This window comes from Streptomyces chiangmaiensis (assembly GCF_036281785.1).
Taxonomy (GTDB): Bacteria; Actinomycetota; Actinomycetes; order Streptomycetales; family Streptomycetaceae; genus Streptomyces; species Streptomyces chiangmaiensis.
Map to the genome: position 1 here is coordinate 17,505 of NZ_JAYWVC010000106.1, position 11,231 is coordinate 28,735.

The 11,231-nt window shown below is 72.7% G+C and carries 8 protein-coding genes and 2 pseudogenes; 8 read left to right on the top strand and 2 right to left on the bottom strand.

Annotated features, from left to right (window positions below; translation table 11 throughout):
* Window positions 1-193 precede the first annotated feature (193 nt).
* The 7 genes and pseudogenes from VXC91_RS26135 to VXC91_RS26165 all read left to right on the top strand — a co-directional run bounded on the left by VXC91_RS26135 (window position 194) and on the right by VXC91_RS26165 (window position 7,676).
* Window positions 194-651: pseudogene (locus VXC91_RS26135) on the top strand ((2Fe-2S)-binding protein).
* On the top strand, window positions 648-3,008 hold the full coding sequence (locus VXC91_RS26140; RefSeq protein ID WP_329509785.1) for a xanthine dehydrogenase family protein molybdopterin-binding subunit: 2,361 nt from the start codon (window positions 648-650) through the stop codon (window positions 3,006-3,008). Before VXC91_RS26135 ends, VXC91_RS26140 begins: the two are co-directional and overlap by 4 nt.
* The gene (locus VXC91_RS26145) at window positions 3,005-3,862 is read left to right on the top strand and encodes an FAD binding domain-containing protein (RefSeq protein WP_329509786.1); all 858 of its coding nucleotides are present in this window, start codon (window positions 3,005-3,007) and stop codon (window positions 3,860-3,862) included. The genes VXC91_RS26140 and VXC91_RS26145 overlap by 4 nt, the downstream gene beginning before the upstream one ends.
* A gap of 4 nt (window positions 3,863-3,866) precedes the next feature.
* Window positions 3,867-4,742 carry an AAA family ATPase gene (locus VXC91_RS26150; RefSeq protein ID WP_329509787.1) on the top strand — a complete coding sequence of 292 codons (876 nt, stop codon included), beginning with the start codon at window positions 3,867-3,869 and terminating at the stop codon, window positions 4,740-4,742.
* Window position 4,743: 1 nt separating this feature from the next.
* Window positions 4,744-5,850, top strand: a complete 1,107-nt coding sequence (locus VXC91_RS26155) for a vWA domain-containing protein (RefSeq protein WP_329509788.1) — start codon at window positions 4,744-4,746, stop codon at window positions 5,848-5,850.
* A 15-nt stretch (window positions 5,851-5,865) separates the two neighbouring features.
* Window positions 5,866-6,984 carry an XdhC/CoxI family protein gene (locus VXC91_RS26160; RefSeq protein WP_329509789.1) on the top strand — a complete coding sequence of 373 codons (1,119 nt, stop codon included), beginning with the start codon at window positions 5,866-5,868 and terminating at the stop codon, window positions 6,982-6,984.
* 44 nt (window positions 6,985-7,028) lie between these two features.
* Complete coding sequence (locus tag VXC91_RS26165) at window positions 7,029-7,676, top strand: SRPBCC family protein (RefSeq protein WP_329509790.1); 648 nt, start codon at window positions 7,029-7,031, stop codon at window positions 7,674-7,676.
* A 10-nt stretch (window positions 7,677-7,686) separates the two neighbouring features.
* On the opposite strand, the gene VXC91_RS26170 is transcribed toward VXC91_RS26165, so the two are convergent.
* The gene (locus tag VXC91_RS26170; protein WP_329509791.1) at window positions 7,687-8,208 is read right to left on the bottom strand and encodes a metallophosphoesterase family protein; all 522 of its coding nucleotides are present in this window, start codon (window positions 8,206-8,208) and stop codon (window positions 7,687-7,689) included.
* Window positions 8,209-8,248: 40 nt separating this feature from the next.
* Window positions 8,249-10,702: a SpoIIE family protein phosphatase gene (locus tag VXC91_RS26175; protein ID WP_329509792.1), complete on the bottom strand. Its 2,454-nt coding sequence runs from the start codon at window positions 10,700-10,702 to the stop codon at window positions 8,249-8,251.
* A 59-nt stretch (window positions 10,703-10,761) separates the two neighbouring features.
* Here VXC91_RS26175 and VXC91_RS47075 point away from each other — a divergent pair.
* Window positions 10,762-11,012 (top strand): annotated as a pseudogene (locus VXC91_RS47075) (helix-turn-helix domain-containing protein); the annotation flags it as partial.
* Window positions 11,013-11,231: the final 219 nt, after the last annotated feature.

An 11,231-nucleotide genomic window follows, 5' to 3' on the forward strand; every position in this document is an offset into this window, starting at 1 on the left:
GCTGTGCGCATTTGCGCTCCTCGGGGTCGACGGCTCGTCACGTGCAGTGGAGCAGCGGCCCCTCGGCCACTGCAACGGATTAACCGTCAACCAATTCGTGTCGAGCCACTCCCCGTGCACGGCAGTCGGTCCTAGAGTGACGCCCGTCACGCAAACCGGTTGGCACCCCCTCGCCTGGCTCTCCGGAGGGCACATGACGCGTATTGCTGTGAAAGTGGACGGCACCACGTACGAGGACGAGGTGGAGCCCCGTCTCCTCCTGGTCCACTATCTGAGGGACCGTCTGGGGCTCACCGGGACCCCCGTCGGCTGCGACACCTCCAACTGCGGGGCCTGCACCGTCGACCTCGGCGGGGAAACGGTCAAGAGCTGCTCGGTGCTCGCCGTCCAGGCCGACGGGAACGAGGTGACCACCGTCCAGGGGCTCGCCCGGAACGGGGAGTGGCACCCGCTGCAGAAGGCGTTCCACGAAAGTGCGGTTACTGCACCCCGGGCATGATCATGGCGGCCCGGGACCTGCTCCGCGACAACCCCGCCCCCACCTCGGACGAGGTGCGCCAGGCCCTGGAGGGCAACCTCTGCCGGTGCACCGGATATCAGAACATCGTGCGCGCGGTCCTGGCCGCCTCCGGACGGGAGGCCCGGTCATGACGGAGGCCACGGAGCGCGAGGTCGGCCGGGCCCGGCTGCGCAAGGAGGACGCCCGGCTCGTCACCGGCCAGACCAACTGGACCGACAACATCCAGGTGGCGGGCCTGCTGCACCTTGCGATCCTGCGCAGCCCCATGGCGCACGCCCGCATCGACCGGGTCGATGTCTCCCCCGCTCTCGCACGGCCCGGTGTCGTCGCGGCCTTCAGCGGGCACGACCTCGCACAGGGGCTGGGGTCGCTGCCCTGCGCCTGGCCGGTGACCGAGGACATCGTGCTGCCCGACCACCCGCCCATCGCGGTGGACGAGGTGCGGTACGCGGGCGACCCGGTGGCCGTGGTGGTGGCCCGCGACCGGTACGCGGCCGCGGACGCGCTGGAGGCCGTCGAGGTCGACTACACGCCCCTGCCGCCGGTGCTCGATCTGGAGTCGGCGCTCACCGAGGACGCTCCGCTGGTCCACGCCGACAAGGGCACCAACCGCTGCTATGTCTGGCCGCTCAGGACCGGCGAGGACTACGACGCGGTGAAAGGGCGCGCCGAGGTCGTCCTCAAGCGCCGCTACCACCAGCAACGTCTCATCCCCAACGCGATGGAACCGCGCGCCGTGGTGGTCACCCCGCTGGCCGCCTCCGGCGAGTACACCGTCTACTCGGCCACGCAGATCCCGCACATCCTGCGGCTCATGCTGGCGACGGTCACCGGTGTCCCCGAGCACAAGCTGCGCGTCATCGCCCCCGACGTGGGCGGCGGCTTCGGCTCGAAACTCCAGGTGTACGGCGAGGAGGCCGTCGCACTGACCGTGGCGCGCCGCCTGGGGCGCCCCGTGAAGTGGACCGAGTCCCGCTCCGAGGGCTATCTGGCGACCCATCACGGCCGGGGCATGATCCAGGACATCGAGATCGCGGCCACCCGCGAGGGACGGCTGCTGGGCCTGAAGGTGGACCTCCTCGCCGACATGGGCGCCTATCTGATGCTGGTCACGCCCGGCATCCCGATCCTCGGCGCGTTCATGTACCCGGCGATCTACAAGATGGATTCCTACGATTTCACCTGTACGGGTGTGTTCACGACCCGGACACCGACCGACGCCTACCGTGGCGCGGGCCGCCCGGAGGCCACGTTCGCCATCGAACGGATCATGGACGAGCTGGCCGCCGAACTCGATCTGGACCCGATCGAGTTGCGGCGGCGCAACTGGATCGGGCACGAGGAGTTCCCCTACACCTCGGTCGCGGGCCTGATCTATGACAGCGGCAACTACGAGGCCGCGACGGACAAGGCGCTCGCCCTGTTCGGGTACGACGACCTCCGGTCCGAACAGCAGAAGCGCGTCGAACGCGGCGACCCGGTACGGCTCGGCATCGGCGTGTCGACCTACACGGAGATGTGCGGACTCGCCCCGAGCCGGGTGCTGCGGGACCTCAGGTACGCGGCGGGCGGCTGGGAGGCGGCGAGCATCCGCATGCTGCCCAGCGGCAAGGTCGAGGTGGTCACCGGCACCAGCCCGCACGGGCAGGGTCATGTGACGGCGTGGAGCCAGATCGCCGCCGATGTGCTGGGCGTGCCGTTCGACGACGTCGAGGTCGTCCACGGCGACACGAAGGCGGCCCCGCAGGGCATGGACACCTACGGGTCACGGTCGCTGGTCGTCGGCGGGGCGGCCGTGCACCGGGCCGCGGTCAAGGTGGTGGAGAAGGCGCGGAAGGTCGCCGCCCATCTGCTGGAGGCCGCGGAGCAGGACCTGGAGTTCACCGGCGGGGTGTTCTCGGTGAAGGGCTCGCCCGAGGCACGCAGGACGATCCAGGAGATCGCCTTCGAGGCGTTCTCCTCGCACGACCTGCCGGACGGCATGGAGCCGACCATCAACGCGGAACACCTCGTCGACCCGGAGAACTTCTCCTATCCCCACGGCACCCACCTGTGTGCGGTCGAGGTGGACACCGAGACCGGGCGGACCACCATCCGTTCGTATGTGTGCGTCGACGACGTCGGCCGGGTCGTCAACCCGCTGATCGTGGAGGGGCAGGTGCACGGCGGGGTCGCGCAGGGCATCGCACAGGCCCTGTACGAGGAGGCGGTGTACGACGACGAGGGCAACCTGGTGTCGGGCACGATGGCCGACTACCTCGTGCCGTCGGCCGCCGACCTGCCCGACTTCGTGACCGACCGGACCGAGACGCCCGCCACCTCCAACCCCCTGGGCGCCAAGGGCGTGGGCGAGGCCGGGACCATCGCGGCCACTCCGGCGGTCGTGAACGCGATCGTCGACGCGCTACGTCCGCTGGGCGTCACCGACGTCCCGATGCCCTGTACACCCGGGCGTGTCTGGCAGGCACTTCAGGAGGCGTCGTCATGATCCCCGCGGCATTCGAGTACACCCGGCCGGCCGACGTCGACGAGGCGGTTCGCGCCCTCGCCGACGCGGGCGAGGAGGCGAAGGTACTGGCCGGCGGGCAGAGCCTGCTGCCGCTGCTGCGCCTCAGGCTCGCCTTCCCCGAACTCGTCGTGGACATCGGCCGGATCCCCGGTCTGCGTGGAGTGCGCGAGGACGGCGACACGCTGGTGATCGGCGCGTTGACCACCCACCACGACGTCATCGGGGACCCGCTGGTGCGGCGGCACGCGGGGCTGCTCGCGGCGGCCACGGCCACGGTCGCCGACCCGGCCGTTCGGCACCGCGGTACCCTCGGCGGCTCGCTCGCACACGCCGATCCGGCCGGAGATCTGCCGGCGGTGGCGCTCGTCCTGGACGCCGAGCTGGTCGCGGCGGGGCCCGAGGGACGGCGGAGCATTCCGGCACGGGAGTTCTTCGTCGACTATCTGCAGACCGCGCTGCGGCCCGACGAACTGCTCATCGAGGTGCGGGTACCGAAGGCGGACGGCTGGAGCTTCCACTACGAGAAGTTCCAGCGGGTCGCTCAGGCCTGGGCGGTGGTCGGCGTGGCGGCGCTCGTCCGGCGCGACGACGGGCACATCGCCGAGGCTCGGGTCGGGCTGACGAACATGGGCTCGACGCCTTTGCGGGCCGCCGCGACAGAGGCGGCGCTGGCCGGGGCCCCGATGGAGGCGGACGCCGTCGCCCGGGCCGCCGCCTCGGCGGCCGAGGGCACGCGCCCCTCGTCCGACCCGTCGGCGACGCCCGAGTACCGTGCACATCTCGCCCGGGTGCTCACCCGGCGGGCGGTGCTGGCCGCGGCCGGGACGGAGTGACGGCTTGACGGGTCCGGACGAGGTGCGTGAACGCCTGGAGAAGACGGGCTACCTCGTCGACGAAGGGCTGGCCGTCGCCTGCTTCCTGGCCCTCAGGCTGCACCGGCCGGTGTTCTGCGAGGGCGACGCGGGCGTGGGCAAGACCGCGCTCGCGTCAGCCCTTGCCGAAGCGCTCGGCGCCCCGCTGATCCGGCTCCAGTGCCACGAGGGCATCGACGCCTCACAGGCGCTGTACGACTGGGACTTCCCGCGTCAGCTCCTGCATCTGCGGGCGGCGGAAGCGGCCGGGGTCCGCGATCCGGGGCGGCTGGAGGGTGAGTTGTACGACCGCCGGTTCCTGATCGCCCGGCCGTTGCTCAAGGCGCTGGAGACCCAACCCTGTGTGCTGCTCGTGGACGAGATCGACCGTGCCGACGACGAGTTCGAGGCGTTCCTGCTGGAACTGCTGTCGGACTTCTCGGTCACCGTCCCGGAACTGGGCACGCTGCGGGCGGAGGTGCCTCCCGTGGTGGTGCTGACGTCGAACCGTACGCGCGAGGTGCACGACGCGCTCAAGCGCCGCTGCCTCTACCACTGGTTCGACCATCCCGGATTCGCCCGGGAGCTCGCCATCGTCCGCCGCAGACTGCCCGAGGTGAGCGCCCGGCTGGCCGAGCAGGTGACGGCGCTCGCGCAGGCGCTGCGCGCCGAGGACCTGGTCAAACCGCCGGGTGTCGCGGAGACGATCGACTGGGCGCGGGCGCTGGACGCGCTGGGCGCGACGGAGGCGGATGCGGAACTCGCGGTGGCGACGCTGGGGTCGGCGCTGAAGTACCGGGAGGACCTGGAGCGGGCGCGGGGCCTGGACCTGTCGGCGATTCTCGCGACGCGCGGGGCATGACATGAACGCCGACCCGCCCGCCGTCCTCGTCGGCTTCGCCCGCGCCCTGCGCGCGGCAGGCGTCGACGCAGGACCGGACCGCGTCCAGGCCTTTCTGCGCGCGCTCGCCGTACTACGGCTCGGGGTCCGCTCCGATGTGTACTGGGCCGGCCGGCTCACCCTGTGTGCCGGCCCCGACGACCTGGCGCGCTACGAGCGGGTGTTCGACGCGTACTTCGGGAACGCCCCGGACTCCGGGAACGGCCGCGCGGCGCCGTCGCCCCGGCTGCGGATGACGGTCCGGGACGCACGGTCCGCTCCCCGTACGAGCACCCGTGCCGGGGACGCAGGGGCGGCGCCGGCGCTGGCCAGCCGCACCGAGGTACTGCGCCACCGTGACTTCGCCGGGCTGACCACGGCCGAACGCGAGCAGCTGCACCGGCTGCTCGCCGCATTCACGCTGCGCGGCGAGACACGGCGTACGGCACGACGGCACCCCGCGCGACGTGGCACCGTGGATCCCCGGCGCACCGTGCGCGACATGCTGCGCCACGGAGGCGAACCCGTGCGCCCACGACTGCACACCCGTACGGACCGGCCCCGGCGTGTCGTACTGCTGGTGGACGTGAGCGGTTCCATGTCACCGTACGCCGACGCCCTGCTGCGCTTCGCGCACGCGGCCGCGCGCAGGGGCCGTACCGAGGTGTTCACCGTCGGCACACGGCTGACCAGGGTGACCCGGGAACTGTCGCACCAGGATCCGGAAGCCGCCCTGGCGGCGGTCGCGGCGGCGGTGCCGGACTGGCGCGGCGGCACCCGGCTCGGTGAACTGCTGCGCGCCTTTCTCGACCGGTGGGGGCAGCGGGGCACGGCACGCGGAGCGGTCGTGGTGTTGATGTCGGACGGCTGGGAACGTGGCGATCCGGCGCTGCTCGCGGCCCAGATGCGCCGGCTGCACCGGCTCGCGCACCGGGTGATCTGGGCCAACCCGCTCAAGGCTCGTCCGGGCTACGCGCCGCTGGCGGCCGGTATGGCGGCGGCGCTGCCGAGCGTGGACGCTTTTGTCGAGGGGCAAAGTCCCGCCGCGCTGGAACGTCTGGCCGCGGTGGTGAGAGGAGCGGAACCGTGACCGAGGGAGCGCGTGATGCGTGAGATCCTTCCGGCGCTGCACCGGTGGTACACGACGGGATCCCCGTTCGGGCTCGCCACGGTCGTGGCCGTGAGCCGGAGCGCGCCGCGCGCGCCGGGAGCAGCGATGGCCGTCGGTCCCGGCGACGAGGTCGTGGGCAGCGTCTCGGGCGGCTGCGTCGAGGGCGCCGTGTTCGAACTCGCCCAGGAGGTCGTCGAGTCGGGCGAGCCCTGTCTGAAGACCTTCGGCTACAGCGACGAGGACGCGTTCGCCGTCGGGCTCACCTGCGGCGGGGAGATCACTCTGCTGGTGCGCCGGGTGACGCCGCGGGAGGACGTCTCGTTCGGGGCGGTGGCCGAGTCGGTGGCGGCCGGGCGCCCGGTGACCGTGGCGACGGTGGTCGACGGTCCCGCGCCGCGCGGGGCCACGCTCGCCGTGTGGTCCGAAGACGTGTCGGGTTCGCTGGGCTCGAGCGGCCTGGACGTCGCGGTCACCGCCGACGCACGCGGCGAACTCGCCCTGGGCGCCACCGGCCGACGGCACTACGGCCCGCGCGGCGAGCGGCGCGAGGACGCCGTCACCGTCTTCCTGCACTCTTTCGCGCCGCCGCCGCGGATGCTGGTCTTCGGCGCCATCGACTACGCGGCCGCCGTGGCCCGTATCGGCGACTTCCTCGGCTATCGGGTCACGGTCTGCGACGCCCGTCCGGTCTTCGCCACGCCGAAGCGGTTTCCGGAGGGCGTGGAGGTCGTCGTGGACTGGCCGCACCGGTATCTGCGTGGCACCGCCACCGACGACCGCACGGTGATCTGCGTGCTGACCCACGACCCGAAGTTCGACGTGCCGCTGCTGGAGGAGGCGCTGCGCAGGCCGGCCGCGTACATCGGGGCGATGGGCAGCCGCCGCACCCACGACGACCGGATGAAGCGGCTGGCCGGAGCCGGGCTGACGGATGCCGAACTCGCCCGGCTGCGCTCACCGATCGGCCTGGACCTCGGGGCGCGCACGCCCGAGGAGGTCGCGGTGTCCGTGGCCGCCGAGATCGTCGCACTACGGTGGGGCGGCACCGGAGAACCACTGGCGGCGACATCGGGGGCGATCCATCCGCGCCGGACCCCTCACGAGTCGCCGTAGGGGTCGTCGCGGCCGTCGCAACTGCGTCATGGAGGAGGAAACAGATGGAGCTGCACCACGAGTTCACGGTCCCCGTCCCGGTCGAGGACGCCTGGCGGACGCTCCTCGACATCGAGCGGGTGGCGCCGTGCATGCCGGGCGCGACGGTGGAGGAGTACGACGGCAAGACCGTGACGGGGTCGGTGAAGGTCAAGGTCGGCCCGGTCACCGTCACCTACCGGGGCACCGCCGTCTTCGAGGAGCAGGACGAGTCGGCGCACCGGATGGTGCTGCTCGCCAACGGCCGGGAGACGCGCGGTCAGGGCACCGCGCGGGCCACGGTCACGGGAACGCTGGAGCCACGGGACGACGGGGGCACGACCGTCTCGGTGCGCACCGAACTGACCGTGACCGGACGGCCGGCGCAGTTCGGGCGGGGGGTGCTCGCCGAGGTGGGTGACAAGCTGGTCGGGCAGTTCGCCGACTGCCTGGCCCGACGGCTGGACGGCCAGGCCGCGGCCGAACGGCCCGTCCCTCCCGCCGCGCCTCGGGAAGGGGAACGCCCCGACGAGCCCGAGCCCATCGACCTGCTGCGCACCGCGGGGGCTCCGGTGGCCAAGCGCCTCGCGGGAGTGGCGGCGGCCATCGTCGTGACGGCCCTTGCGCTCGTGCGCCTGCGCCGCATCGCGCGCGCCCGCTCCGGTGGCCGGTGACGGGCCGGGCTCAGGTCTGCGTTCCTCGTCCGGTGCGCGGGGGCAGCCGGTGCAGGACCACGTCCGTCAGTTCACCGCCGGACACGGTCGCGGTCATGTAGGTGCAATGCGGCTGGCGCCGACGGTCGGTCGGGGAGCCCGGGTTGAGCAGACGCAGTCCGGTGTCCGTGACGGTGTCCCAGGGGATGTGGCTGTGGCCGAAGACCAGGACGTCGAGGTCGGGGAAACGCGCGGCGCAGCGGCGCTCCCGGCCCTGGGCGCTGCCCGTCTCGTGGACGACGCCGAGGCGCAGACCGTCGAGTTCGGCGCGCGCCACCTCGGGGAGCCGGGAACGCAGGTCGGCCCCGTCGTTGTTGCCGTGGACACCGATCAGCCGCGCGGACCGGCTCTCCAGCAGCTCGAGGGTGGCCATGTCCACCCAGTCACCGGCGTGGATCACGACGTCGGCACGCGGAAGTTCCGCGACCAGTTGCGCGGGCAGTTCCCCGGCCCGCTTGGGCAGGTGGGTGTCGGACATGAGGAGCAGACGCACGACGGCAGGGTGTCACGACGTCAGGGCCCGGGCATCCGGCTCAGCTGCGTGCCGCCGACGGCTCCTGCTGCAGGGAGACGTCCGCCCACACCTGCTTGCCGCCGCTGACCGGGACGGTCCCCCACGCCGCTGACATGGCCTCGACGAGGAGGATGCCCCGGCCGCCCGTGGCCTCCCAGCCGATGCTCGTCGGCTTGATGGGCGTGCGCGGTGAGGCGTCCAAGACCGCGATGCGCAGCCGGTGGTTGAAGAGGGTGAGGTGCAGTCGGACCTGACCGCCGGTGTGGACCAGGGCGTTGGTGACGAGCTCGGAGACGACGAGCAGCACCACGTCGACGTCCTGCGTGACGCCCCAGGCACGCAGGCTGCGCCGGGTGAAGCGGCGTGCGTGCCGGACCGCCTCGGGGACGCGCCACACCGTCCAGCTCTCGCGCAGCGGGCGCACCGCCAGGCCGTCGTAGCGCATGAGCAGCAGGGCCACGTCGTCGCTGCGGTTCGCACCGGCGAGGAGGGCGTCCGCGACCAGCCCGAGGTGCCCCGGATCGGCGGCGGACAGTTCTTCGGCCAGCCGCGCGAGACCTACCTCGATGTCGAGGGCGGCGGACTCGACCAGACCGTCCGTGGTCAGGGCGAGGACCGTACCCGGCTGCAGTCGCAGCAGGCTCATCGGGAAGTCGGCCCGGTCCACGACGCCCAGGGGCGGACCCCCCTCCGACTCGACGATCTCCGTACTGCCGTCCGGATGCCGCAGCACCGGTGCGAGGTGGCCGGCGCGGACACACCAGGCGGAGCCCTCCTCCATGTCGACGTCGACGTAACAGCAGGTGGCGAACAGGTCGGACTCCATGTCCATGAGAAGCCGGTTGGCGTGCGAGACGACGACGTCCGGGGGGTGACCCTCGACCGCGTACGCGCGCAGGGCCGTACGCATCTGGCCCATCAGAGTGGCAGCGCCGGCGTTGTGGCCCTGGACGTCGCCGATGACGAACGCGACGTGGTTGTCGGACAGCGGGATGACGTCGTACCAGTCGCCGCCGAGCTCGAGACCCGCGGTGGTGGGCAGATAGCGCGCGACGGCGACCGCGCCGGGCAGCCGGGGCAGGCGGCGCGGCAGCAGCGCGCGCTGGAGCATGCCGATGAGTTCGTGCTCGGCGTCGAAGGCGTGGGCGCGTACCAGCGCCTGCCCGGCGAGGCCCGCCACGGCGGTGAGCAGCGCACGTTCGTCGGGTCCGAAGTCGTGCGGCTCGTTCCAGCCGATCAGGCAGGCGCCGGCCGTGCTGCCGCCCGCAGGCAGCGGCAGCACGGCGAGGCCACCGGGGCCCACCCCCGCCAGCGCGGGCTCCAGTTCGGTGCCGGTGGCCCAGATCCCGGCGCCGCCTTCGCTCAGCGCCGCGGCGAGAGTGGGCATGGCGCGCACAGGTGCGTCGGGCCACTCCGAACGCCACTCGGTCCGCCACAGCTCCGGCCACGCCTCCGGTTCGGGCGGGTCCAGGACGGTCACCACGAGCCGGTCGCCCTCCAGCTCGGCGAGGGCGACGCGGTCGGCCCTCAGCGGCTTGCGCAGGGCGGACACCACGGCCTGGCTGACGTCGCGGACGGTGCCCGCGGTGGCGAGGGCGGCGGCGAGCTGCTGGATGCGGGTGACGTCGCTGACGGCGGAGCGCAGCTTCGAGGCCTCGGCAACCGTTCCCACCAGGCGTGCCGGGTGGCCCTCCCCGGCGGGCAGCAGGCGCCCGCGCAGCCGCAGCCACCTGGGCTCGCCGGACGGCTGGAGGATGCGGAACTCCAGTTCCCGGTCGCCGATGGACATATGGTCGGCCTCGACCACGGACATCAGGGAGGGCAGGTCGTCCGGCACGGTCCGGGCGAGCAGGGTCTCGACCCGGCCGTCGAACTCGTCCGGCTCGATGCCGAACAGCTGGAGCATCTCGTCGTCGACCTCGACCCGGCCGCTGTCGACCGCGAGGCTGAAAAAGCTGCCGGACAGCTCCTTGGCGTGGTCCTCGGCCGGGGCGGGACCGGCGACGGCCTCGGCGAGCAGCCGGAGACATTCGCGCTCCTCGGCGTCGAAGCCCTCCAGGGCGTCGCTGACAGCGACCAGACACCCTCCTTCCCGCAGCGGGAGGGCGGCGAGCGAGAAGTCCCTGGAGGGCAGCCGCTGGGCGTCCGGGCAGCGGCCGAGGTCCTCGGCGGTCAGCCACACGGGCAGCCCGGAGCGCTGCACGTCCACCGCGGGGCCACCGGCGGACAGCGAGTAGACGTCGCGCAGTCCGTACAGCGTGCGCGGCACACCGACGGACTCGGTGAGGCAGACCTGGTCGCCGTCGGCTGTCGGGGTGTAGACGGCGGCGAGCGTCGCTCCGGCGAAGACAAGTGCCTGTTCCAGGGTGCGGCGCAGGCGCTCGCGCGGGTCGAGGTCCGCGCCGAGGGTTTTGAGGGCAAGTTCGGCACGGAGTGTTCTCGTTCTGCGTCCCGCAGCGCCCTCACCGCCCATTTTGCAATTACAGCGCTTCGCGGACGCTTACGCAGCCCCTGTGAACGTGCCGATCCCATATGTCGGTGGTGCGGGGCGACGCGCGCCCCGCGGCCGGCCGGCCCGTTCCTGGGAGTGACAGGGCCACCCATGAACCCGGGACGGCGGCCATACGGTGGTCCTTTGAACGGCTGCGCCGCGAAGAGGTCGCGATGCTCGCCGGCATCAGCTCCGACTACCACCTGCGGCTCGAACAGGGTCGCGACCGCCGTCCGTCCAGGTCCTCCAGGCGATCGCCCGGGTGCTGCAACTGGACGACGACGCGACCGCGCGCGGGGCGGCGGCGCCCGCGTGACGGTCCGCACGCTCAGCGGTCCGGCCCTTGCGCCGAGGGCCGGACCGCGTCATCGCCCGAGTGGAACCGGCGGGGCGTCCGGCCGGTCAGCGGGCGGACTCCAGCGCCTGGCTTCCGCCCGCCCCGTTGTTCCCCGACGGACCGGACCCATCGGCCCCGCCGGCCGACGCATCACCGGCACCGGACTGGTCCCCG

Excerpts from the sequence above, each read along its gene's own strand:
- VXC91_RS26140 (WP_329509785.1), top strand. The coding sequence starts at position 648 with ATGACGGAGGCCACGGAGCGCGAGGTCGGCCGGGCCCGGCTGCGCAAG.
- VXC91_RS26145 (WP_329509786.1), top strand. The coding sequence starts at position 3,005 with ATGATCCCCGCGGCATTCGAGTACACCCGGCCGGCCGACGTCGACGAG.
- VXC91_RS26155 (WP_329509788.1), top strand. The coding sequence starts at position 4,744 with ATGAACGCCGACCCGCCCGCCGTCCTCGTCGGCTTCGCCCGCGCCCTG.
- VXC91_RS26160 (WP_329509789.1), top strand. The coding sequence starts at position 5,866 with ATGCGTGAGATCCTTCCGGCGCTGCACCGGTGGTACACGACGGGATCC.
- VXC91_RS26165 (WP_329509790.1), top strand. The coding sequence starts at position 7,029 with ATGGAGCTGCACCACGAGTTCACGGTCCCCGTCCCGGTCGAGGACGCC.
- VXC91_RS26175 (WP_329509792.1), bottom strand. The coding sequence starts at position 10,702 with ATGGGCGGTGAGGGCGCTGCGGGACGCAGAACGAGAACACTCCGTGCC.